The organism is Spirosoma utsteinense, assembly GCF_014282275.1.
Taxonomy (GTDB): Bacteria; Bacteroidota; Bacteroidia; order Cytophagales; family Spirosomataceae; genus Spirosoma; species Spirosoma utsteinense.
Map to the genome: position 1 here is coordinate 76,749 of NZ_VFIA01000019.1, position 24,279 is coordinate 101,027.

Here is a 24,279-nt window from a genome sequence, read left to right on the forward strand (position 1 = left end):
CAGATAGGGAAAAGGGTGGATTCTGTTTAGTGCAGGTTCAGCGTTTGGGTACCTTCCTGGTGCAGGTGCCAGTTAAAGCCAACAAAGGTTATGCCCGCCAAACCCGTTAGCCAGACCGCTCCCCACGAGCTGAAGTACGAGAACGTACCGTGACCTACCATGTGCATGACCGCCATCAGCAGCATACATAAACTAAGTGTCATGATCGTTGCGTTGCGGAGGTTCTGGGGATAAGCCTGCCGCAGGGCGTAAGCACCATAGGCTTTGTTCCGGAACTCGAACACAATATCGTCCTTGCTGGCCTTCTCAAGCCGCGATCCACGCAGACCCAGCTCCCGCTGGTAGGTTTGCCGAAGCTCACGGACCACCCCGGCATTGACTTCGAGCAGGGCTTTGTCCATGGCCGACTCGAACGGCAGGCCAATCCACATGTAATGTTCAACTTCGCAGGCGAGGTGATCGAGGAGTTCATCGATCAGGGCAGCGTTGGGGCAGGTCCGGATGAGGTGATCGTGGAGCCGGGCTACCTGTTGCGGGTTTAGTGTTTCCATGAACGTAGCTGATTTATTTGGTAAGGGCCAGGGTAGGGGATTGCAGCAGTGACCGCATCATCTCCACGAAGCGTTCAAATTCCGACACTTTCTGCTGAGCCGTTTCGGTACCACTGGGTGTGAGGGCATAATACTTGCGGGTTCGTCCGTCGACCTCGACAGACTCGGTCATGAGCAGGCCTTCCTGTTCCAGTTTGTGCAAAATCGGGTAAAGCGCTCCAAATGTGAGCAAGAGCTGCCCCTGTGTACGCTCTTTTACCGCCTGAGTAATCTCGTATCCATACATGCGCTCCCGGTTGGCCAGCAGATTCAGGACGATGGTTTTGAGGGTGCCGCGTAAAAATTCGCTGTTCGTTTGCTCCATCGGGTAGAGAAATTGGTACATTGATGAAGCGAATATATGTATAAGATTCTTATATATAAAAATCGATTCGGCTCAATGTTCATTAATCTTTCTTCGCTGGTTGTCTTATAGGCCTATGCTCAATGCGCTTATCATCTCCAACAACATTGTTGGCCTGACGGATTATTACGTTTCCAACGACCTCGTGACGTATACCATCGCTCACGTCAGCGGGCATTTTAACCCTGACCTTACGCCCTACGATGTACTGGTGGTACCCAATGGCTCCGACCATATTGCCATGCTCAGGATCAAGGATAAGGTGCGGGCCTTTCTGGACGAAGGCAAGGCGGTTATATGCTCCGATGGGTGGTTCACCAGTTGGGTGCCCGGTAATCAATGGGTAATGGACAACACAAAGCGGACGATGGACACGCGCTATTTCCTCAAAACCGACGCCTATAAGCTATTGGCTGATGTCGACATCGATGAATTGATCTACTCGCACGGGATGACGGGTTGGTGGGCCTGCGGCTACATCGACGCAGCCCCCGGAGCCGATGTGGTTGTGGAAGATACCTGGCAGCGACCGATTGTTGTGCTGGATGAGGTGAGCACTGCCGGCATACTTTTTCTGACCGCCAGCGGACCATTGGCCGATGTAACGCATGCGGGTGAAAAGGAGGTAGCGCTGGTTAAGCTCTACCGAAATTTTATGCGTATGCTGGTCTCCCGAAATGAATTGATTTCCCGCTAACCCTATCCGTTTATGCAAACGATTGGCTTGATCTTCAATGGCGTATGGTCGCATTATGCTATGGCGACGGCACCCAAATACCGCGCTATTTATAAACTGATCTATATCTATGATCTCGATGTCGCGGCTATCGAAGGGCTTGAGGCACTGGTTATTCCGTTTCAGTCGAACCAGGCCGAACTGGTTGCCCGAAAGAGCGTGATTTATAATTTTCTAAGTCAGGGGAAAAAGGTATTCGTGGAAGGCGACAGCACCGCCGACTGGCTCGATGCCCAGTGGGAAGACCGGCCCGTCAATAATTACTGGTGGGTAGACAATCCGGATAACCCCCCTGTTTCAGAAACAAATTATGACCATCCCGTTTATCGGGGTCTGACGCCCCGGCAGGCCTGCTGGCATACTCATGGCGTTTACACCCGCATTCCCGACTACGCCGACATTGTTCAGTCAACCCCCGAAGGAGAGGTGATTTCGTGGGAAACGAACCGGTATGGCGGAACGCTGTTTGCGACGACCCTCGACCCGATTGTGGAGCATGGTGTGCAGCAGATCAGCCACCTCGATCACTACGTCGACCGCCTGACCGAATGGCTCTCGGGCATCAAACCGGCCCCCGGTAAGATGACCATCGAAAAAGACCTGTACGGAGAAGGCGCGCTGGTGTAGTTTTGTGATCGATCGAACGACTATCGCACTTATGCTGACTGTTTCCCTGCTGGCTAAATCGTTTGGGCCGACGCCCGTGCTGAACGACATTTCGCTCGACCTCCCAACCGGGCAGGTGCTGGCCGTGCTGGGCCGGTCGGGTTGTGGCAAAACGACCCTGCTCAAGATCCTGGCCGGGCTGGAAACACCCGACCGGGGCGACGTTCGTATGGATGGTCAAAGCGTGTTGAGCGTGCCGCCCGAGCGTCGGCAGGTGGTGTATCTGTACCAGGAGCCGCTCCTGTTTCCGCACCTGAACGTATTTGAAAATGTAGCCTTTGGCCTGCGCATCCGGCATGTCGACGCTGCCACGATCGACCAGCAGGTAGACGCGATGCTGAACGACTTGGAACTGAGTGATCAGGCCCGCAAACAGCCGAACCAGTTGTCGGGTGGTCAACGGCAGCGCGTTTCCTTCGGGCGGGCGCTCATTATCCGGCCGCGCCTGTTGCTCCTGGACGAGCCGTTCGGTAATCTCGATGCCCAGACCCGCGCCACCATGCAGGAGCTATTCGGGCGGGTGGCAAAACAATACGCGATGACAGCGCTGTTCGTGACCCACGATACCCGCGAGGCCCTGACCATTGGTACCCGCTTCGGCTACCTCGATCGGGGGGTAATGACCACCTACGACTCTGTCGCTGATTTCGTTGCCGACCCCCGCACCGGTGTCCACACCGAACTGGCTTTCTGGGAGTCGGTACAGACGCGGGCTGTTTAGGTGACTGGTCGATGGTAAAACCAGGGCCGCGACCACTCACAAAAAAACAGACGTTACGAAACGGAATGCCGTTCCAGCTTGTAGACCTTGTGGCGGTGCTGATCGGGGTGCTCACCAAATTCCGTAATCGAAATGTAGAGTACGTTTGACGAAACAGGGGAAGAACTGGCTATGCGAACTTCATGTTTGGTGCCGTCGAACTCGATTATCCGTGCCCATGAGTTTCCCGAATCAGTCGTACACATGAGCAAGCTTTTGGCCTTGTTCGAGAGGCAGCTGTAGGACGAGGCCCACACCTCCTCACCGGATGATGATTGCCGGATGACCATGTTCATGACCGGGCTTCGACGATAGGGGTCGGGTAAAACCAGTTTCCTGAATTGTTTGCCATCTGCTGTGCTGACAATGAAGTTTGTTCCCCCCAGGTAATCACTTCCCAGTAATGTATTTTCTGCTGTTTCGGCCATCGATGTGTATCCGCCGGTCTGGTGGTGATGTTTCGTAATCAATTGCCATCCGTCTTTACGCCGACCTGCCTGTTTATCGAAATGCGTAAGTGCCGAGTTAATCCATACCTGCTTTTTGTTATCGCCATCGGTTAGTAGAACGGCGTTCAGGCGGGCGCAATATTTCACCAGATGAATATGCTTGTTGACGCCCTGCTGCTTCAAAAAATCAGCCGTTGTCCAGGTATTACCCCCATCGGAGGAGTAATATAAGAAAGCAAGATTTTCCCAGGTTTGCCCATGCCAGATTGATCCATATTCACCGATCATCAACCGTTGGTCGGGCAATTCTGTCATGCCATTGTTGAATAGGAAATAACTGATACGGGTTGAGAGTTGCAGGACGAGCCTGAAGGAAGCGCCCCGGTCCTCACTTTTATAGATCACTCCGTTAGCACAAACGAAAAGGGTATCCTGGCTGCTCAGAAACAGGGAAGTAATGGGATGATCGAATGTATAGACCCGTATGGCTGACTGGCTCTGGTCGTGACTGCAACAAAGTACAGTCAGGCTGGAAAAGCGGCAGCCCCATAGTAGGCTATCCCTCGTTTGAACACAATATTTCCAGTCGACCACTACCGGTTGAAAATGAAAGCCCTGGTCGCACAGGAACGAGGGGGTGTCGGCCTCGTTCCTATGCCAGCTACCCATTCCATCCTCGCTCGTCAGGGAGAGGTAGTTGTTATCGGTGAAACTGATGTACTGCTTCGCGAACTGGTACACACGCAGTTTGTGATTTATTTCCCACAAGGCGAACGAGCAAAGCTCTCTTAGCTTGCCAACCCGATAAATGTCAATTAAAAAGTACCAGACGTATTTTGGCCAATGGAGGCTGGGTCGCTTCAGCAGCGAAAAATATTTGGAGGAAACGTCCATGAAACAAAGCAGGAAGCGTTCCGGTCAGGCTCCCTTTTGGGGAGCCCGGCTGGAATCGAACGGATGGATAGAAGTAAAGAAACCTAGGTACTGTTGTAAAGGGCAATGAGAAACCGGGTTGCCAGGCTTGCCTGGAAACAGTTGCTTTTGTAAGCGTTAAAACAGCCTACGCGATTAGCCTACCTGTGTGGGCATGGGTACTGTCCGGTTAGCTACCAGCGTATACATGAGATGGCTTTTGTTATGTTCGGCAAAAAACTGGGTGTGGTAGCTGATATGAATATCACCGAAGCCGAGTACGTCTAAAAATTGCTCAAGCAATTCAGGTGTCAGGTGCCACCATGTTTCTTCGGGGTGACCTACAGACGCAATTGGTCGGAAGATCATTGAAGGACCCAGTAGCTTATGACGAATTCGGCGCACGGTCCTGGAACCTAGCCAGCCGAAGAGGGTATTGATCACCTTCTGGCGATTGTTATCCAGGATTTCGGTAATGACGATGGTCTCTTTCGTCAGGCGGGCTGCCTGCTGTATAGCCAGGAATGGGTCCCGTACGTGAAGTAAAATACTGCCGAATGTACTGATGTCCACCATCCCAACCGATTTTGGAATGTCATACACGGTACCGTGTATGAACTCTGCCCGGGAGTTGAGAAGTGAATGGCTCAATCGGTAAGCGTTGTTCAGTTTTCGAATATGATTTTTTCGCTTGGGGGCCCAGGCTGCTCCGTCTTTGTGTGCGAAAGGAACCATATCCCAGTCAAGGTCAGGCGACAGATCGTAACTGATGACAGAAGCCCCTTCCTTTTCCATATGGAAAGACAAAAATCCATTGGCCGCTCCTATTTCAAGGACCCGTTTGTTGTGTAGGTCGATGTGGCCCAGGTAGGCCCTGGCGAAAGGGCGTAGATCCCATTCACCCTTCATTTCGCCCAGGCCGGGCAGATCAATCGTATGGTAGAAGTAATAGTCATCGGGGCTGATTTGAGCCGGATGGTTTGCGGGTTGCGGAGCGCTCATGGTTGTGGCGGTTGAGTAATGAATGAGACAAGGGAAATGGTTTAGTCAGGATATGGATAGACGTGGAAAGCGATTGTGTTGGCATTGACACGCGTTGGTGAAGCGGGTTCCGGCGATTTCAATGTCGTTGTCGAGTCTCTATCGGAGCAGGGTCAAAAAGGTGAGCAACGCAACCGGATTTTTTTTGCGGCTCAGTTTCTACTGCCCTCACCCCCGTTGCTACCACCGCATTCAGGGCCTTTCTGGTGGCAGAAAGGCACCTACAGGCGTGGGTGATTTCACGTCAGGAGCACGAGCAGCCCACTCTGTCTGATAGGGCCAAACGAATGAACGAATGTCGATAACTGGCCGGATGCGGTCTTATCTGTTGGGGACAAATTCTGGTAGATCGGGGACAGCAGCTACCGTCTGGTAAATAAGAAAAAAGAGCCGCGTCCAGATTGGGCTGGCGCGGCTCTTTTCATAGAAGCTGTCTGGGGTTTTATGTTGGCCTTGATTTTTCTAATCAGGCTGTTGGTTGTATCCTGTACGGCCACGTCCGGGTATAAACAGGTTATATTCTCGCCCGGACGTGGCCGTACAGGATACAACCAACAGCCTGTCGGTAATCCGGAACAGGTTCGTATTCGACTTTGTGTTAGACCTACGTAATCGTATCCCAGAGCAGATAAGCGTTCAGGGTGATGATGATGACCGCAACAGCCCAGGATAGGATGCGCACCCAGCCGGGGTTGACAAACGCGCCCATTTTTAGCTTGTTGCTGGTAAAGGAGACCAGTGGTACAACCGCAAAGCTAAGCTGGAGTGAGAGGATTACCTGGCTGAGAATAAGCAGGTCAGACGCCCCTTTTTCGCCGTACAGGATAGCTACCACCAGGGCCGGTACAATAGCCACAAGCCGCGTGACGAGCCGACGAAGCCAGGGCTTGATGCGCAGGTTTATAAATCCTTCCATCACGATCTGACCGGCTAGTGTACCCGTGAGCGTTGAGTTCTGCCCCGAAGCCAGCAAGGCGACCGCAAAGAGAATGCCCGCCAGCTTAACCCCCAGAATAGGGTCGAGCAGGCGGTGGGCGTCGGTGATGTCGGCTACCTGCTGGTTGCCGGAAAAGTGAAACGCGGCTGCCGACAGGATCAAAATGGCCGCATTGATGAAGAAAGCCAGAAACAGAGAAACCGTCGAATCGATAGTCGCAAATTTGATAGCCGACCGGCGCCCTGCCTCATTCCGGTCGAAGTCGCGGGTTTGTACGATGCTGGAGTGCAGGTACAGATTGTGTGGCATGACCGTTGCGCCTAAAATCCCGATGGCGATATAGAGCATAGCCGGATTGGACACAATTTCAGCGCGGGGGAGCAGACCGCCAACGACATCGGCTATGTCGGGCTGTGACACGAACAGTTCGTACCCAAAACAGGCGACGATCAGAAAAATCAGGCTGGCAACAATGCGTTCCAGTACCTGAAATCCTTTGTTTTGCAGGAACAGCAGTAACAGCACGTCCAGTGCGGTAATGAGAATACCAACCGTGAGGGGCAGGCCGAAGAGGAGGTTCAGGGCAATAGCTGAGCCGATGACCTCAGCCAGATCGGTGGCGGCAATGGCGACTTCGGCCAGTAGCCAGAGTACAACGGCAACAGGGCGGCTGAAATGGTCGCGGCAGGCCTGGGCCAGATCACGGCCGGTGGCAATGCCAAGCTTTAACGACAGGTGCTGGAGCAGGATGGCAAACAGGTTCGAGATCAGCACCACCGACAGGAGCTTGTAACCGAACTGAGCACCGCCCGCAATGTCGGTAGCCCAGTTGCCGGGGTCCATATACCCAACAGCCACCATCATGCCCGGACCGGCATAGGCCATTAGTGTTCGGAAAAAACCAGCGTTTCGGGGCACCCGTACCGATGCGTGTACCTCGGCCAGCGAATTTGCCGAGTTATCCTGACGCCAGCCTTTCGTTGAGGTATCTTTTACTTCCATTAATTGGTCAAACTATAGCCTGTTGAGCGGTTATCTGGTTACCTGGCCTGGATGATAGGCTGATCTATCCGGTAGGTTTTTGGCTGGCTGATCTGAAATAACAACGCAAATATATGTATTGTTTAAATAAAAATTTAGGCCAGTCTAAATTTTTAGAAAGTTTAACATAAAAACTACCTTTGCCCGTAAACTGTTTAACGCCGTTCAACCGTTTTAGCTACGTAACCGCACCACATGCAATCGTTCACCGAAGAAAATTACCTGAAAACGATCTATTACATCGCCACCCGCCAGGCGGGTGAGGTAAGCACGAATGCGCTGGCTGAAATGACTGCGACGAAGGCTGCTTCTGTGACGGATATGTTACGTAAACTGGCTGATAAACAGCTTATTCACTACAAAAAATACCAGGGTGTTCGCCTTACCGAAGAGGGTGAGCGACTGGCGTTGCAGGTAATTCGCCGGCATCGGTTATGGGAAGTTTTTCTGGTTGAAAAGCTGGGTTTTGGCTGGGATGCCGTGCACGAAATAGCGGAAGAACTGGAGCACGTTCGGTCAGAAGAATTGGTTACCCGGTTAGATACGTTCCTAGGAAGCCCGCAGTTTGATCCGCACGGCGATCCCATTCCTACCCAAACCGGCGACATGCCTCAAACGGGTTATCGTAAATTGTCTGAAGCCATATCGGGTGATACCGTACGGTTGATGGCGGTACTCGAACACTCGACCGAATTTTTGCAACACCTCGATCATTCGAATCTCACCCTGGGCTGCACCGTGGCCGTAACGGAGGTCAATAGTTTCGATAAATCGATGCTGGTGGCTGTTGGAAATGGTCGTACCGTGTTCATTAGTCACGACGTTGCCAGAAATTTGCTGGTTAGTTAATTCAGTTAGTCAGTCAGTGAGTTGGTAAGTTGGTCAGTGGCTGACGCCAGAGGTATTACTCACCAACTGACCGACTCACCAACTAGCTGACTGACCGACTGACCAACCTACCGACTGATTAACTACTTACTATGAAATTACTCGATTGGTATATATTAAAGCGATTCCTGCTAACCTATATTTTCGTAGTGTTGGTGATCGTGCTCGTGGTGGTGATGATCGATTACACCGAGAAGGTGGATAATTTTCATAAAAATAGTGCGCCCGGCGACAAAATCCTGTTCGATTACTACCTCAACTTTATTCCCTACTGGGCTAATTACATCAGCCCGTTGATGGTGTTTATTGCAACGGTTTTCCTAACGTCGCGGTTAGCGGCCCGCACCGAGATCATTGCCATTCTGAGTAGTGGCGTCAGCTTTATCCGGCTACTTTTTCCGTATGTACTGGGTGCATCGGTGCTGGCGGTGGTCACTTATTTTCTGGTCAATTACATCATCCCGCAGGCCAATAAAACCCGGATTGCTTTTGAAGTGAAGTACATCAATGATGCGTATACCTACTCCGGTCGCAATGTTCACCTGACCATAGCGCCGAATACGTATGCTTACATGGAGAGTTATAATAACCTGAGCAACACCGGCTATAAGTTCACGCTGGAGCGTATCGAAGGCAACCTGCTCAAACAAAAACTCTCGGCCGACCGGATCGAATGGGATGCCAAGAAGAAGAAATGGGCCGTCTACGATTATAAGATCCGCACGATCGACGGGCTGCGCGAAACCCTGACGCCCGGTATACGGCTGGATACGACCCTCAACATGAAACCCGATGATTTCGGGTCTGACTTCAACCTGTATGAGACCTTTACCCGCCCCGAACTCAACAAACACATCGACCTGCTGAGAAGCCGGGGGGCCGATGGCGTGGAAATGTACCTGCTTGAAAAATACAGCCGCGATACCCGCCCGTTTGCCATCATCATCCTGACCGTCATTGGCGTTATCATGTCGGCGCGCAAAAGTCGCCGGGGGGTTGGCTGGCAGGTCGCCCTGGGCTTCATGCTGGCGTTCACCTACCTGCTGTTTTTTATGCTGGCCAAGGGTATTGCCGAGTCGGGCAATCTGAATCCTATTGTGGCGGTCTGGTTACCGAATGTTATTTTTGCAGGAATTGGGGTGCTTTTGTATAATACGATACCCCGCTAGAAATGATGAATGACGCGTGACAACGGATGACATCGCTGGCATTCGTAACGCATCGTTCCTCATTTATCGTTCTGCCTTGATGAGTAAACCTTCTATTTCTGATTACTTCCAACTCCATTTCATTGTTCTGATCTGGGGGTTTACCGCCATTCTGGGTAAGCTTCTTGAACCGCTCGATTCGTCGGCGGTGGTGCTGTTTCGTACGGTGCTGGCCGTTCTGGGTATGGGCGTGGTATTGCTGGTACGGCGGCAGACGATCCGGGTTGCGCCCGGCGATCGCTGGCGTTTGCTGGCAACGGGTGGTATCATCACGCTCCACTGGGTTGCCTTTTTTCTGGCAGCCCGTATTGCTAATGTGTCTGTCTGTTTGGCCGGTATGGCTACAAGCTCCCTCTGGGCGAGTGTGCTGGAGCCGTTGATCCTGCGTCGGCGGGTACGAACGATAGAAGTGGTTCTGGGTGCCGTTGTGCTGTCGGGCCTGTACCTGATCTTCCGGTTTGAGTTCGACAAGGTTGTCGGCCTGGCGCTGGCGGTGTTCTCGGCCATGCTCTCGTCGCTCTTTACCATTATCAACAGCCGGTTTACCCAACGGCTCGACGCTTACGTGATTTCGTTTTACGAGATGGCCGGCGCTTCGGTAGGTGCTTTCCTGATGTGGCAGGCCATACGTATGCTGGACCCGCTCGATGTAAATCAGGTAACGCAGTATATACCCAATACGCCCCAACAGTGGGGCTGGTTGTTGGTGCTGTCACTGGTCTGTACCGTCTATGCCTACACGGTAGGGGTTCGGCTGTTGCGTAAGTTTTCGCCGTATATGGCAATCTTAACTGTAAATTTGGAGCCGGTGTACGGAATATTGCTGGCTGTACTCATTTTCGGCAATTCCGAACGCATGACACCGGGCTTTTATGTGGGTACCCTCGTCATTCTGATAGCCGTACTGGCCTATCCGATGTTGAATCATCGCCTGAATCGGTCAACACCCACCGAAGTTGCGTAGGAAAAAGAAGGGCACCAACGTCGATCCGTCGGTTGTCTGATTAACCGTTCACACCGGGCCGCTGGGTTAGGTGCTACACTATGAAAGAAACGTTTACTGGGCGGATTGCAGACGCAACCGCTGTTTTTTTGTTTTTGCTGGCCTGTATTCCGCTGCTTTGTCTGTCGTTCTTCAACCATCCATCGGCAGCCGATGATTACTGTTTTGCGGATACGGCCGTTCGATATGGTTTCTGGCCCGCTCAGAACTACTATTACAACGGGTGGACAGGGCGTTATTTTTCCAACATGCTGGTTCATGCCAATCCGCTGGTATGGGGTTGGTACAATGGCTTCAAGCTTATTCCGGCCCTGGCTGTTACGGCGCTGCTCTCCGCACTGTTTACGCTGGTAAGCGAACTGCTCCGGGGCGAATCGTTCAAAACCCGCCTGCTATCGACCGGGGTTCTGTTTTTTCTGATTGTACTGGCGCTGCAAAGCGTTGTCGAAGCGTTTTTCTGGACAGCGGCCATTGCCACTTATACCGTCCCGACTGTACTGACAATCTACCTGCTGGCGGTTATGATGCGCTGGTATCGACAGCCTGCGGGCTGGAACAAGCGCCTGACGGTAGTATGGGCCGCGTTTCTGGTCTTCGCCAGTATCGGCTCCGGCGAAACCAATCTGGTGCTGCTGCTTTTGCTGTTACTCACCATTGCGGGCTACCGCCTGGTGTTTCAGCGGACGCTCGACCCGTTTCTGGTCTTTCTGGTCGTGGTTGCCCTGGTGTCGACCTGGCTGCTGTTCCGGGCACCGGGTAATGCCATCCGGATGGGAGGCAACCCGCAAAGTGGCGAGCTGGTGAAGTCGATGGGCGCGTCCTTTGGCTGGCTGGCCCGGTCGGTAGGGGGGTGGCTCATCAAAACGCCCATACTGCCTCTGTCGCTGCTGTTCTGGCCGATAGCCCGGCGCATCACCCGGCCCGACGCGCCCTACGCCCGCCTGTTTGCGCTCCCCCCTGTTCTGCTTACCCTTGTGTATATCGGCATACTGGCCGCCATTATCTTTCCGTCTTACTACGGTATTGGCTTGCCGCCTTTTGCCCGAACGATGAACGTGTTGTTCGTCTTCTTCACGCTTGGCTGGTTCTTTGTCCTGACCGTTTGGTCGGTCAATAGGGGGCCACGTGCTCCTGTCATGGCTTTTTTGTCCGGAACGTCGATCTCCCTGCCGGTACTGGTCGTGACCGGCATATGGCTGGTGGGCAGTATCGCTTTCAGCAAATCAGTGAAGCAACTGTATACCGACCTGCTGGGTGGCAATGCGGCTACCTACGACCGCGAGATGAGCGAACGCCACCGCCTGCTTCAGTCATCGGCCGACACACTTCGGCTGGCTCCCATCAGCGTGTATCCGCCCAGCCTGTTCGTCGAAGACATCCGGCCCGAACGGACGCACTGGTGGAATCGCTGCCAGTCGGGTTACTACAACCACAAAGCCATCGTTCTCGACTCTACCCTCCTGGTGGCTACTCCTGCTAAACGCTAACCCCGCATGTCGTCAGTCTGCATGATTATTCCGTGTTACAACGAAGCCAACCGACTTCCGGGCGACGCCTTTATCCGTTATCTGCGCCAGGTGCCGATGGTGACCGTATGCTTCGTTAACGACGGTAGCCGGGACACTACGCAGGCGGTACTGGAAGGATTACGCCAGCAGCAGCCCGGTCAGATCGAAGTCCTGAATCTCGCTCAGAATCAGGGTAAAGCCGGTGCGGTACGGGCGGGGATGCTTCATTGCGCCAACCGGTCTGTCGATTACGTTGGCTTTCTGGATGCCGACCTGGCCACCCCGCTGGATGCCATTGGCGATTTGCAGGCGGCACTCGACCAGAAACCGTCGCTCGACCTGGTGATGGGATCGCGTATCAAGTTCCTGGGTGCCGATATCCGGCGCGACCCCTTCCGGCATTATGTTGGCCGCGTTATTGCTACTTTCATCAGTAATATTCTGAAACTGCCCGTTTATGACACCCAGTGCGGGGCCAAGCTGTTCCGGCGTCGGGTCGTGGCCGACTTGTTCCGGGAGTCCTTTATCAGTCCCTGGCTGTTCGACGTAGAACTGCTGGCCCGGCTGATCCGGCAGCATGGCCGGGCCAGTATGCCAGTTCATGTGGCCGAGGTGCCCCTGAAGCAGTGGATCGAGCAAAGTGATTCGCGGATCAGCACGGGGTATATGTTCAAGATGTGGTATGAACTGTACCGTATTCACCAGACTTACCGGAACGCGGGCTGATCGTGTTCGCTGCCCATACGTGACTGATTGCGTGAACGAGAAAACGCCGGTATTTCCGTACTAGCGCAAGATCAATCTGTTAGACCTAGTTATGCTGACTTCTGCTGCTTTATCCACTAAACCCATTGCCCTGACCTGGATGCGCCGGGTAGCCCCGCTGGTGATAGCGCTGCCCCTGGTGTGCTACCTGGTTCTGGTGGTTACCTATGCCGTCAATGTGCCCTGGGTGGACGATATGGATGCTTTTCTCAGCTTTATTCTGGGCTACAGCGACGCAACCACGCTAGCCGACAAGGTCGACTGGCTGCTGCGCCCCAATAACGAACACCGGATTCTGACCGCTAAACTGTCGGCGGTGGTGATGCGGGCGTTAACGGGCGAGGTCAACTTCCGGTGGCTTGTCTTCGTTGCCTTTGGGTTCCTGTTTGGCACGTTTGCCTTATGCTACCGCGTCTTCCGATCCATGAATCTGCCGTTGTTGATGTTTGCACCGGTCTGTTTCATTTTCTGGCAACCGCAGTATTACCTGACCAGTTTGTGGGCTCTGACGGGTTTGCAACATGGCGTTGTTATCTTCCTGACGTTGCTGGCCCTGTACCTGCTGTCGGGCAGTGGGCGGTACCGGTTCGCCGGCGCTATCCTGGTACAGGTGCTGGCGTCACTCTCCATGAGCAACGGGTTGTTCGGCTGGCTGGCTGGCGCGGTGGTACTGGCGCTGGCGCGGCAGTGGGGACGGTTGGGCCTGTGGCTCAGCATCGGGGTGGCTACCATCGTTTTTTACTTCCACGACTTTCAGAACGCACAGGGGAACGATAGCAGTGTTTCGTTCTTCCTGCATTCGCCACACATCGTCATGGCTGCCTTTTTTACCTTCACCGGGGCCTTGCTCGATCTGGTGCCGGTAAGCAATATTTTCCGGCGGAGTCTGTTACCCACACTCTTTGGCCTGCTGCTGGTGCCGACGGTCTTTTGGTTCTTATGGCGCATGAACTGGCCGCTCTGGTCCCGCCACCGGTCGGCCAATGCGGGCCAGCAGCGTCGGCGCTATTTCTTTACGGGCTGCTACACGTTTCTGTTTGTTAACGCGGCTGTTGTGGCTATACTGAGGCCTCGCTTTGGGTATGATGTTATGCTGGTCAGCAACTACATGATTTATCCGGCCCTGCTGACGGCCCTGGTGTACCTGACCGGACTAAGCGAACTACGGCCGCGACTGGCCCTGGGTCGGTGGGTACGTACCGGTCTGGTGGTCAGCCTGGTGGTCTGGTCAGTTTCCTACGCGCTACACTGGCCCCAGATTGCTTTCCGGAAGCAGATGCTGCTTACGTTTTCCTACAACCAGAAACACAACGATATTGGCCTTGGCCCCAACTGGGGGTCGCCTTTTGCCGATATGGTACGAACGGTCATGCGCGAGACCGTCAGGCGGGGTATATACCGGTATCCAACGGGTTATTTCACTCCTTACGAGACACGCGTTAGCTCATCGACTCCCATGCCGGCCGATCCTAACCTGAACCTCCATATGCGCGGAGGGGGCTATGATTATATTGTTGAAACAGATGTCGATGCCCTGCCGCAGCCTGTGGGTCAGGCAGCTGTGGTGATCCAGTCTAACCAGCGTACGTACCTGTTCCCGTCGGAGTTCGGTTACAGACCCGGCGTATTTTACCTGGGGCGTCCGGTCAGAACGATATGGGCCGAGGTGATCAACCCAATCTTAGCACCGGGAACCTACCGGGTTGGCCTGCTGACGCCACCCGTTCGGGGAGAAAAGGGCGTAAATTCGCCGATTCGTTTCAGTAACCGGCAAATAACGATTCCGTAAGAAACCGGTGTCGGATGCTACCCAAACATCAAAAAAGCGTACTTTTGTCCGTTACCAACTGTCCATTACTTACTGTTTTGTCAGATCCGCAGATTTCTATTGTTGCTCCGCTTTACAACGAAACAGAATCGTTTCCGCATCTTGTTGGCCGGTTAAACGCCGTTATGGACGCATCGCCCCTGAGTATAGAGGTCGTGCTGATCGACGACGGGAGCCGCGATAATACGGTGGCATTGATGGAGCAACTAGCGCTGGCCGACCCCCGCTATCACTGTGTTTTTCTTTCCCGTAATTACGGCCACCAGATTGCGCTGACAGCGGGTATGGCATCGGCCCGTGCAACCGAAGCGCTGTTTATTATCGATGGCGATCTCCAGGACCCGCCTGAGTTGCTGGGTGAGTTTTACGGGAAGCTCCGCGAAGGGTATGACGTTGTGTATGCCGTTCGGAAAAAGCGCAAGGAGAACTGGTTCAAGCGGCTGGCTTACTCAACGTTCTACCGCCTGATGCGCTCGATCTCCTACGTGGAGATTCCGCTCGACAGTGGTGATTTCTCGCTTATCAGCCGCCGGGTGGCCGATGTCCTGAGCCAGATGCCGGAGGAGAGTCGTTTCATCCGGGGTATGCGGAGCTGGATCGGTTTTCGGCAGGTTGGTGTCGAATACGAACGCGACGCCCGTCTGGCCGGCGAATCGAAATATTCTTTCAAGATGCTGCGCCGGCTGGCCTACAACGGTATTTTCAACTTCAGCGAATACCCAGTCAAGCTCGTAACGCGACTGGGCATGATCACGTTTGCTGCGGCCATGCTGTATCTGGTGCAGACACTGGTTAAGAAATACGTCTATGGTGATGTGCCCCAGGGGTTTACGGCTCTTCTGTTCGTGATCGTTTTGTTCAGTGGTGTGCAGCTTATTGCCCTGGGTATGATTGGCGAATATGTATTACGTATATTTTTTCAGACGAAAGGTCGCCCTTTATACGTTGTGCGGGAAATAATACGGCGTCAGGAACGTCAGCCGATCTCGGGTGCCAACACGATAATGCCACAAGCCACACTACCGAATCAACCCATACTATAAAAAACGCTTACCGGTGTTTTGTAGCTCCCGGCAGGCGGTACCCAACAGGAATACGATCCATTGAGTACCCATCCCGCTCGTTTAAGCAGGTGCTGGCCCATACCGGAAACACAGTCTACTTTGATTGCCACTAAAAAAAGTGCCGTTGATTTACCAGATTATCTATGATCTCATTCGATACCACTTCGCTTGTTAAAAGCATTATTGTCGTTGGTCTGGCGGTGGCTGTCTGGTTGGTGTTCTCCAACCGTCAGCGAGTGGGTCCGTTTTTGCAGCGTCATGAAAGGATCACCACCTACCTGTCATTTCTGCTCCTTCGCCTGGTACCGTTCCTGTGTGTGTATGTCGTTCTCAATCAGGAGCCCCGCAGCGATGTCGACTTCTTTTATCGCAAAGCCGAGGCTGCCATACAGGGTAAGCTCGTTTATCGCGATTTTCTCTCGTACCACGCTCCGCTGTTCGGCTACCTGATTGGTTTGCCGCTCCTGCTGTGGCATAATGCCCGGGTATTGATACTGCTCATGGCTGTTATGGAGTTCATCATTGCCAAAGCCACCCTGCGTCGCTACCGTACTACGGCTGATGCGCCCATTATCTGGTTCGTGCTGTATTACCTCTTACCGTTGCCATTCGTGGCCATGGTCCTTAGTGGCGAGGAGGACATCTGGATGTGGGGTTTCTGCCTGATGTCGCTGGCCTTGCCCCGGGGGCGGAAGTTGAGCTTCCAGCTTGGCCTGCTGTGGGGCGTTGGTATGCTGGTGATCAAGTTCATGCTGATCGTATTTCTGATCCCTCTGTTTTTTATCGTGCCCAACCGCTTTCAGTACCTGGCCGGGCTTTTGGTCGTGGGTGTGCCGAGTCTACTGGTTTTGTACAGTTTGGTGGGTATGGATTTTCTGATGCCTATCCAACATTCATCCCTGCCCATGACGCCCAATGTCGTGAGCGTATTGCGGCCTGTACTGGGTACCTATTTTGATCAGGTTCCGTTAACTTACCTGAACTGGGCAGGACTGCTGACAACCATCGGTGGCGCATCGCTGATGGGTCACCGGTGCCGATCGATGGGCTATCATCGATTACTGCCATTGTTATACGTCTTTACGTTTGCCCTGTTCCAGCTGTGCCTGCCAAGCTCGCCCGGTTTTTACTTGTTTACGCATACATTGCCGCTGGTATTCATCGTGCTCTCGACGCCAGGAGGAAAGCGGGCGTGGCCTGCTTTCATCGTGCTCAACGTGCTGACGGTCGTACAGCCGATTCTGTCGGTTTTGTATAACGAGCAGGAACTTTACAACACCTGGTCGCTGATCGACAGTCCCGCCGAATGGGTCGACTACCTCATCCAATGTATTGAAGTAGGCATTTTCGTTTATCTGTTGCGGATTGTGCTGGAGCAGATGCGATCGGGAGCCGGCCAGGAAAAGCTCACGGAGGTGCCCTCGTCAATACCGTTGGCCTAAGTCAACTTTGCCTACTTAAGTCAACGTATGTTTATTGTTTTTGCTAAGTCGGGAGTCTCTATACTGCTTGGGTTGCTGTTGCTGGTAGCGCTTTACAAGCGTAACTGGCTGGAAAACCGATTGGAGACGCCGGGCGTACCGTGGCTGTTTTTATTCTGGTTCGTGCTGAGGCTGCTGCCGTTTCTGGGCATTTATGTCTTGCTGAGCTATGAGCCGCAGTCCGATGTCAGGGACTATTACTACCCCATCGCTATTGGGGCGGGCGTTGGCAAAGTGCTGTACCGGGATGTGTACTGTCCTTACTCGCCCTTCTTCGGTTACTTTCTGGCTGGTCCGCTCTTCCTGTGGAACAGCACCCGTACGGTTGTGCTGACCATGACCGTTGTTGAAGCATTAGCCGTCTGGCTTACCTACCGCGATAACTACGGCAACGAGCCCAAAGGGCAGCGGCTGTTTCGTACCTTGTTTTATTACCTGCTGCCCGTACCGTTCGTGTTCTGCGTGATGAGCGGGCAGGAAGACGTTAGCCTCTGGATCTTTGCCATACTGGCAGGACAGGCTGTTGCAACCGGAAAGTCGCTCCGGGCGGGCCTGTGGTTCGGATTAGGGTTGCTATCGACAAAAGCCATCTTCGTGCTGTTAGGAGTACCCTTCTTTTTCCTGGTCAGGGATAAAATCAAATTCCTGACGGGCGCTGCCATGCTGGGGCTGCCGGTGCTGGTATTTCTGTACTGGAAAACAGATATGCTGTTCATGACCCAGCCGCTGGAAGAAGGAACGTACCTTAAAGCCCCTAACCTCCGGTCGGTGCTGGCTCCGCTCGTTGGCGAAGCCATCAACCGGACAGTCAAATTCGAAAACTACGCCGGGCTACTCCTGACGATGGGGATTACCCTGGGCGTGATGCTGACCATGCCGACAACGAACCGGCGTCGGTCGGTAGCATTACTGTATATACTGATGTTCAGCCTGACAACGGTCGTGCAGCACAACGCCATCAGCAACTACGCTTATCTGTTCATGCTGCCGCTGGTGTTCAACCTGGTCGATTTTCGCGACCGATGGTCCTGCTTCTGGCTCATCGGGTTTAACGTGGCCGCGGCCATACATCCGTCGTTCTGGTGGCGTATCGGTCAACCTTTCTACTATAGATTCAGCCAGCTGAACCAGCCGAATTACTGGCTCGACTACGGGCTTGAAGTGTTCCTGGTCATCGGCTTTGCGTACATTGCATTCCGGGCCGCCCGGTCGTTGAGGACAGCTATGGTGGCCTATGGTGAGCGCTAGCCAGTCAGACCCGGTGTCACAAACAGGCACCCGCTACGCGCTGAACGGATTTTGTACGATTACTTAGAGCCTGCATGTTATTTAATTCACTACAATTTTTACTTTTTTTTATTGTCATTACCCTTACTTACTTCGGTCTGAAGTGGCAGGGGCGGTGGATGTTGCTGCTGGTAGCCAGCTGCTACTTTTACATGGTGCTCAAACCAGAATATATCCTCATTCTGTTTCTGACCATCGTCATCGACTACATTGCGGGCATCTGGATCGAAAAAACAACGGGTCCGGCCCGGCGGTGGCTCCTGATCCTGTCGCTGATTTCAAACCTCGGTATTCTGGCTTTTTTCAAGTACCTCGGGTTCTTCACAGAAAATGTATCCTGGCTGTTTGAGCAGCTGCACATGCCGGAAGTTGCCAGTCAGGTGTTCAATCTGGGCAACCGGCTGTTTATTAAGGTATTGCACCTGTTTGGCGAGAGCGGTATCTCGTCCTTCAAAGACAACAAGAGCATCCTTCCTGTTGGCCTGTCGTTCCATACGTTTCAGGCCATGAGTTACACTATCGAAGTGTACCGGGGCAACCAGAAAGCCGAGCGCCATTTCGGTATCTATTCGCTTTATGTCATGTTTTACCCGCAGCTCGTGGCAGGCCCCATCGAACGGCCGCAGAACGTGCTCTGGCAGTTTCATAAAACATTTCCGTACGATGCCGAAAATGTGAAGGCCGGGCTGATGCAGATGGCGTTCGGGCTGTTTAAAAAGCTCGTTATCGCCGACCGCCTGGCCCTGCTGGTCGACTATGCGTACGGTAGCCCCGACCAGCGTAACGGGCTGACACTACTGGCGGCCACGTTCTTCTATACCATCCAGATCTACTGCGACTTCTCGGGCTATTCTGACATCGCCATTGGAGCTGCCCGGGTGATGGGGTTCTCGCTCATGGAAAATTTCCGGACGCCCTATATCGCGCAGTCTGTTTCGGAGTTCTGGCGACGCTGGCATATTTCGCTCTCGACCTGGTTCCGCGATTATCTCTATATCCCGCTGGGTGGCAACCGCAAGGGCGAAGTCCGGCAGTATATCAACATGATGATCGTGTTCCTGGCCAGTGGCTTATGGCATGGTCCTAACTGGACGTATGTGATCTGGGGTGGGCTCAATGGCTTCTATCAGATCCTGGCCGTTCTGCGCGACAAGCTTCTGGCGCGGCTGGGTTTTTCGGCCAAACCAGCCCGGCAGATAACCTCCCCTGTAAACGAGCAGAAAGCCCAGTCGCCCCTGCGGGTGGTTGGAAACGTGCTGTTCACCTTTGTGCTGATCATGCTGACGTGGGTATTCTTCCGGGCCCGCACCGTCGATGATGCTTTCCTGATCCTGGGCCGGATCGCTACGCTGTCGCCATTCGAGCACATCGACAGCCCGCTCAATAGCGTTGAGATGTGGTTCAGTATGGCGCTGATTGCGTTTTTGCTGGTGAAAGAATATTTCTACCTCAGCATACCTACGGAGAATACCACCCGCTTCGCCGTGCTGTTCGTGCTGATCACGTTCGTAACCTACCTGTTCGGCGTTTTTTCATCCAACCAGTTCATTTACTTTCAGTTCTGACGAGGAGCCCCGGTCTGGTTCTCGCCCGGTACACCGGCAAATTCCAGCGCTACCCCATTCATGCAGTAGCGCAATCCGGTCGGCTCCGGGCCATCGGTGAAAACGTGGCCTAAATGGGCGTCACAAACGGAACAGCGGACTTCGGTACGGTTACCGTCGGGTTCGTTGTAAACGGCGTTGGGAACAGCAGGCGCGTAGAAGCTGGGCCAGCCGGTATTGGACTCGAACTTGGTCTTCGACGAGAACAGCGGGTTATGGCAACCTGCACAGATGAACGTACCAGGTCGGTGTTCGTGTGTGAGCGGACTACTACCGGGCCATTCGGTACCGCTGCCGCGCATGACGTTGTACTGCGACCGGGTCAACGCAGCACGCCATTCGTCGTCCGTTTTCTCGACCCGTCGATTACCGGGCGAGGTAGCGCCGGCCGGACGGCGGTGCGGTGGGCGTGGCGTACCGAAATACGTACGGTACACCCATAAGCCACCCGCCAGCAGGAAGGCGATGAGCAGAAAAACGTGCGTTTGTCTCATGCCTGAGAAACATCAGTACACCCGCTGTCAGTTCATCGGCCAATGGCTACCTTCCGCAGGATCGATTCAATGACCTGGAGCGTCGTTACCCCATCGGCTTCCGCTTCGTAGTTGAGCATGATACGGTGGTTGAACACGTCCGGGGCCACTTCCTTGATGTCTTCGGGCAGGACGTAGTCGCGCCGGTCGAAGTAGGCGAGGGCTTTGGCTGCCAGGTTGAGGTTGATACTGGCCCGGGGCGACACGCCGTACTGGATGTAGCGGGCTTCGTCGCGGAGGTTGTAGTCCATTGGTTTGCGCGTGGCAAATACCAGTTCGATGATATACTTTTCGAGTGTTTCGGAAATGGTGATGCCGTTGATCTCGTCGCGGATGGCTACCAGATCATCTTTACCCAGTACGGGCTGCACCTCGTAATCGAAGTTCATGTTCGACATCCGGCGCATCACGGCCAGCTCATCTTCGCGGCTCAGGTAATCGACGAACACCTTCATCATAAACCGGTCGACCTGGGCTTCGGGTAGGGGGTAGGTACCTTCCTGCTCAACGGGGTTCTGGGTCGCGAGTACCAGAAAGGGCCGATCGAGTACGAATGTCTCCTCGCCAATGGTCACCTGTTTTTCCTGCATGGCTTCGAGCAGGGCTGCCTGCACTTTGGCCGGCGAACGGTTCACTTCATCGGCCAGGATCAGGTTGGCAAAGATAGGCCCCTGCTTCACCTCGAACTCGCTGGTCTTCTGGTTGAAGATCATGGTTCCGATCAAGTCGGCGGGCAACAGGTCGGGCGTAAACTGGATGCGCTGAAAGTCCAGTTCCAGCACTTTCGCCAGCGTATTGATGGTGAGCGTTTTGGCTAGTCCCGGAACACCTTCGAGCAGAATATGCCCGCCCGTAAACAGGCCGATCAGCAGTCGGTTGAGCAGTCGGTCCTGCCCTACTACGACCTGACTCATCTCGCTGAACACGTCACGGATCTTGGTATGGTAAGTAAAAGAGGTGATGGCTTGCATAATAATATGGTCGTAGAGGTCGTAAGTCGTAGAAGTCAAAAGTGCGTTTGCCACTGGTCGATCGTAAGTTTCTCAACTTAGGCCTATTACGACTTAGGACTTACGACTTCTTGTTAAAACGTCGCCCGGATACTGCGGTCTTTCCCGTGAATGTCTTTATAGACCTGGATGTTGCTGAAACCCCGGTCGGCGAATACCTGCTGCGTAGCCTCCCCGAAGCGCTCGTTGATCTCAACATAGCAAGCCCCGTCCTTTGTCAGGTGGCGGAGGCAGAAGTCGGCGACGGCTTTGTAGAACACCAGTGGGTCGTTGTCTTCGACGAACAGAGCCAGCCCCGGTTCGTAGTCCAGCACGTTGCGGTCCATAGCGGCCGCTTCGGAGCGCGTCACATACGGCGGGTTGCTCACCACACAGTCAAACTTGCTGACGAGCTCGGCGGGTACGTTCAAAATGTCCTGAATGGCAAAGGTAACGTCGGCGTTCAGGTGCTGGGCATTGCGCCGGGCGAGGGTCAGCGCGTCTTCCGACACGTCCCAGCCCGTTACAACCGACTGCGGCAGAAACCGCGCCAGCGTAATGGCGATACAACCGCTTCCCGAACCGATATCCACGATAGGCACATCGTCGGTGCGGTCGGCGAAATCGTGCATGATTAGCCGAACCAGATCCTCCGTTTCGGGGCGGGGGATGAGTACGGCGGGCGATACTTCAAATTCCAGGCCGCAAAAGATCGTCGTACCGATCACATGCTGAATGGGTTCCTGCCGGTTCAGGCGTTCCAGAATCTTGAACCAGTCGGGTTCGGTGCGGTTGGGCGGCAGCGGCTTATCGGTCAGTACGTCGGTTTTGCGAAGGCCAAAATAATGGTCGAGCATCATAAAAGCCATCTCCCGCGCTTCCTCGGGTGGGTAAGCCGTAATGTTTTTGCTAAGTCGTTCGTATAGGGGTTTGGCCGTTGCCATGCGTAATCGGAGTAATTGAACTGTAAAACTGATAAAAAGACGGGAGATTCTAACCCTTTTCTAACGCGAGTCTAACCCGGCCTTAAGACGGGCGGGCCACCTTTGTGCCATCGTTACGACGATAAACGAGGTAAAACACAAAAACGATGAAAACGACCTTATTGATAATAACCGGCTTACTCGTATCGACTGTTGCCGCTACGGCCCAGATCGATAACAACAACCGGAACGACCATACCTATTCGACACATAACTATAAACATGCCAACAAAGCGGCCGAAGCCAGCCGCTGGGAGCAGAAAACCGGTACCCTCGTGGTGGCCCCTGTTTCTCAGGGAACTGTTGCCAACTACAAACAGCCGCAGCCTGCCACAACGCCAACGGGTGGGGTATCACTTCCCGCCAGTCCGCCGGCTTCGGTAGCCAGCCGAAATTATAAAGCAGGTAACCAGCCCGCAACGGCTGACCAGAGCCAGTATGTAAATCGTTCGGGTAGCAAGTCATCGGCCGATAAATCGACCGTAGGTGACTAAGGTTAACGCTGCCTGTAAACCTGACGGACCGGTATCTTGCCGGTCCGTTTTGCTTTATTGGCCATTTCGGCGTCAACTTTGATCCATGAACGAACGCTACATGCAGCGCGCCCTCGAACTGGCCACCCTCGGCCGGGGCCACTTCAGTCCGAATCCAATGGTCGGGTGTGTGATTGTACATGAACCCACCCAACGCATCCTTGGTGAAGGCTGGCACCAGCGCTACGGGGAGGCTCATGCCGAGCGAAACGCTATCCTGTCGGTGCGGCCGGAAGACGAAGCGCTACTACCCGAAAGTACCGCCTACGTAACCCTGGAACCCTGCTCGCACGTGGGTAAGCAGCCTCCCTGCGCCGATCTGCTGATCGAGAAAGGTGTTGGCCGGGTAGTCTGTTGCAACGATGACCCAAACCCGCTGGTGGGTGGGCAGGGTTTTCAAAAGCTACGCGACGCCGGTATTACCGTTGAGCGGGGCTTGTTAAAAGAGGATGGCCGCTTGCTGAATGCCCGCTTCTTTACCTTCATGGAGAAGCAGCGGCCCTACATCATGCTGAAATGGGCCGAAACCAGCGACGGCTTTATCGCGGGCGAAAATGGTCGGCCTGTTCAAATCAGCGGACCGCTCAGCCAGCGGCTGGTACATCGGTGGCGGGCCGACGAGGACGCTATTATGGTAGGGACCAATACGGCTCGTACCGATAACCCCCGCCTGAACGTGCGGCTATTTCCCGGTGCCGGCAAAAATCCAACCCGGATCGTCATCGATAAATACCTGCGTCTGGATACGGGCCTGAACCTGTTCGACAACACACAGCCAACGCTGTGCTATAATTTCCTGAAGCAGGAGACCGTTGGGCAGACAACTTATGTACAGCTCGATCCTGGCCAACCCGTTCTGCCGCAACTCCTGGCCGATCTTTACCAGCGCCGTATTCAGTCCGTGCTGGTAGAAGGCGGAACGACCTTACTGCAATCGTTTATAGATGCCGGTTTATGGGATGAGATGCGCGTGTTCAGAAGCCCGACCATGCTCGGCAACACGCTGCCTGGGGCCGGTTTGAAAGCGCCTGCTGTTCAGGGGCGGTTAACCAGCCGGCAGCCGGTGGGAGACGATGAGCTGAGTATCTATCGGCTTTGAAAAAAGTCCC

Annotated in this window: 24 protein-coding genes; 16 read left to right on the forward strand and 8 right to left on the reverse strand. The window is 53.9% G+C overall.

The features are described 5' to 3' along the window. Positions 1-26: 26 nt before the first annotated feature. Together FH603_RS16040 and FH603_RS16045 are read right to left on the reverse strand one after the other, a co-directional pair. Positions 27-551 carry a hypothetical protein gene (locus FH603_RS16040; RefSeq protein WP_186738552.1) on the reverse strand — a complete coding sequence of 175 codons (525 nt, stop codon included), beginning with the start codon at positions 549-551 and terminating at the stop codon, positions 27-29. Positions 552-564: 13 nt separating this feature from the next. Beyond that, complete coding sequence (locus FH603_RS16045; RefSeq protein WP_186738594.1) at positions 565-915, reverse strand: PadR family transcriptional regulator; 351 nt, start codon at positions 913-915, stop codon at positions 565-567. 115 nt (positions 916-1,030) lie between these two features. Here FH603_RS16045 and FH603_RS16050 point away from each other — a divergent pair, with 115 nt between their 5' ends. The 3 genes from FH603_RS16050 to FH603_RS16060 are packed head-to-tail and all read left to right on the forward strand — an operon-like array spanning position 1,031 to position 3,077. After that, the gene (locus tag FH603_RS16050) at positions 1,031-1,651 is read left to right on the forward strand and encodes a hypothetical protein (protein WP_186738553.1); all 621 of its coding nucleotides are present in this window, start codon (positions 1,031-1,033) and stop codon (positions 1,649-1,651) included. Between the two features lie 12 nt (positions 1,652-1,663). Next, positions 1,664-2,317 carry a hypothetical protein gene (locus FH603_RS16055; RefSeq protein ID WP_186738554.1) on the forward strand — a complete coding sequence of 218 codons (654 nt, stop codon included), beginning with the start codon at positions 1,664-1,666 and terminating at the stop codon, positions 2,315-2,317. A gap of 31 nt (positions 2,318-2,348) precedes the next feature. Continuing rightward, the gene (locus FH603_RS16060; protein ID WP_186738555.1) at positions 2,349-3,077 is read left to right on the forward strand and encodes an ABC transporter ATP-binding protein; all 729 of its coding nucleotides are present in this window, start codon (positions 2,349-2,351) and stop codon (positions 3,075-3,077) included. A 53-nt stretch (positions 3,078-3,130) separates the two neighbouring features. On the opposite strand, the gene FH603_RS16065 is transcribed toward FH603_RS16060, so the two are convergent. Both FH603_RS16065 and FH603_RS16070 read right to left on the reverse strand, forming a co-directional pair. Beyond that, positions 3,131-4,459 (reverse strand): WD40/YVTN/BNR-like repeat-containing protein, encoded by a 1,329-nt coding sequence (locus FH603_RS16065; RefSeq protein WP_186738556.1) that lies wholly within the window; start codon positions 4,457-4,459, stop codon positions 3,131-3,133. Positions 4,460-4,633: 174 nt separating this feature from the next. Beyond that, a complete protein-coding gene (locus FH603_RS16070; protein WP_186738557.1) occupies positions 4,634-5,479 on the reverse strand; it encodes a class I SAM-dependent methyltransferase in 846 nt (281 codons plus the stop codon). Positions 5,480-5,554: 75 nt separating this feature from the next. Here FH603_RS16070 and FH603_RS16075 point away from each other — a divergent pair, with 75 nt between their 5' ends. Further along, positions 5,555-5,755, forward strand: coding sequence for a hypothetical protein (locus FH603_RS16075; protein WP_186738558.1), 201 nt, complete (start codon positions 5,555-5,557; stop codon positions 5,753-5,755). Positions 5,756-6,122: 367 nt separating this feature from the next. Here FH603_RS16075 and FH603_RS16080 read toward each other — a convergent pair whose 3' ends face one another. Further along, positions 6,123-7,457, reverse strand: coding sequence for an Nramp family divalent metal transporter (locus FH603_RS16080; protein WP_186738559.1), 1,335 nt, complete (start codon positions 7,455-7,457; stop codon positions 6,123-6,125). A gap of 234 nt (positions 7,458-7,691) precedes the next feature. On the opposite strand from FH603_RS16080, the gene FH603_RS16085 reads away from it, so the two are divergent. The 10 genes from FH603_RS16085 (at position 7,692) to FH603_RS16130 (ending at position 20,093) form a co-directional block, all read left to right on the forward strand. Further along, positions 7,692-8,345, forward strand: coding sequence for a metal-dependent transcriptional regulator (locus tag FH603_RS16085; RefSeq protein WP_186738560.1), 654 nt, complete (start codon positions 7,692-7,694; stop codon positions 8,343-8,345). A 131-nt stretch (positions 8,346-8,476) separates the two neighbouring features. Further along, entirely contained in the window at positions 8,477-9,553 is a 1,077-nt protein-coding gene (locus FH603_RS16090; RefSeq protein ID WP_186738561.1) for an LptF/LptG family permease, read from the forward strand. Between the two features lie 79 nt (positions 9,554-9,632). Then, the gene (locus tag FH603_RS16095; RefSeq protein WP_186738562.1) at positions 9,633-10,556 is read left to right on the forward strand and encodes a DMT family transporter; all 924 of its coding nucleotides are present in this window, start codon (positions 9,633-9,635) and stop codon (positions 10,554-10,556) included. Positions 10,557-10,636: 80 nt separating this feature from the next. Continuing rightward, positions 10,637-12,082, forward strand: coding sequence for a DUF6056 family protein (locus tag FH603_RS16100; RefSeq protein ID WP_186738563.1), 1,446 nt, complete (start codon positions 10,637-10,639; stop codon positions 12,080-12,082). 6 nt (positions 12,083-12,088) lie between these two features. Further along, a complete protein-coding gene (locus FH603_RS16105) occupies positions 12,089-12,829 on the forward strand; it encodes a dolichyl-phosphate beta-glucosyltransferase (RefSeq protein WP_235985261.1) in 741 nt (246 codons plus the stop codon). 91 nt (positions 12,830-12,920) lie between these two features. Further along, a complete protein-coding gene (locus FH603_RS16110) occupies positions 12,921-14,657 on the forward strand; it encodes a hypothetical protein (protein ID WP_235985260.1) in 1,737 nt (578 codons plus the stop codon). A gap of 77 nt (positions 14,658-14,734) precedes the next feature. Then, positions 14,735-15,739, forward strand: a complete 1,005-nt coding sequence (locus tag FH603_RS16115) for a glycosyltransferase family 2 protein (RefSeq protein ID WP_394366362.1) — start codon at positions 14,735-14,737, stop codon at positions 15,737-15,739. 164 nt (positions 15,740-15,903) lie between these two features. Then, positions 15,904-17,202, forward strand: a complete 1,299-nt coding sequence (locus tag FH603_RS16120) for a hypothetical protein (RefSeq protein WP_186738565.1) — start codon at positions 15,904-15,906, stop codon at positions 17,200-17,202. 27 nt (positions 17,203-17,229) lie between these two features. Then, on the forward strand, positions 17,230-18,489 hold the full coding sequence (locus FH603_RS16125) for a hypothetical protein (protein WP_186738566.1): 1,260 nt from the start codon (positions 17,230-17,232) through the stop codon (positions 18,487-18,489). A gap of 74 nt (positions 18,490-18,563) precedes the next feature. Then, positions 18,564-20,093 carry an MBOAT family O-acyltransferase gene (locus tag FH603_RS16130; RefSeq protein ID WP_186738567.1) on the forward strand — a complete coding sequence of 510 codons (1,530 nt, stop codon included), beginning with the start codon at positions 18,564-18,566 and terminating at the stop codon, positions 20,091-20,093. Here FH603_RS16130 and msrB read toward each other — a convergent pair. From msrB to prmC, 3 genes are all read right to left on the reverse strand, one after another. After that, complete coding sequence (gene msrB / locus FH603_RS16135; protein ID WP_186738568.1) at positions 20,084-20,626, reverse strand: peptide-methionine (R)-S-oxide reductase MsrB; 543 nt, start codon at positions 20,624-20,626, stop codon at positions 20,084-20,086. The genes FH603_RS16130 and msrB overlap by 10 nt on opposite strands. A gap of 32 nt (positions 20,627-20,658) precedes the next feature. Further along, on the reverse strand, positions 20,659-21,636 hold the full coding sequence (locus tag FH603_RS16140; protein ID WP_186738569.1) for an AAA family ATPase: 978 nt from the start codon (positions 21,634-21,636) through the stop codon (positions 20,659-20,661). 113 nt (positions 21,637-21,749) lie between these two features. Beyond that, positions 21,750-22,598, reverse strand: coding sequence for a peptide chain release factor N(5)-glutamine methyltransferase (gene prmC, locus FH603_RS16145; protein WP_186738570.1), 849 nt, complete (start codon positions 22,596-22,598; stop codon positions 21,750-21,752). Between the two features lie 146 nt (positions 22,599-22,744). Between prmC and FH603_RS16150 the strand changes: the two genes are divergently transcribed. Together FH603_RS16150 and ribD are read left to right on the forward strand one after the other, a co-directional pair. Then, complete coding sequence (locus FH603_RS16150; RefSeq protein ID WP_186738571.1) at positions 22,745-23,131, forward strand: hypothetical protein; 387 nt, start codon at positions 22,745-22,747, stop codon at positions 23,129-23,131. An 85-nt stretch (positions 23,132-23,216) separates the two neighbouring features. Beyond that, entirely contained in the window at positions 23,217-24,269 is a 1,053-nt protein-coding gene (gene ribD / locus FH603_RS16155; protein WP_186738572.1) for a bifunctional diaminohydroxyphosphoribosylaminopyrimidine deaminase/5-amino-6-(5-phosphoribosylamino)uracil reductase RibD, read from the forward strand. The last annotated feature ends 10 nt before the right edge of the window (positions 24,270-24,279 follow it).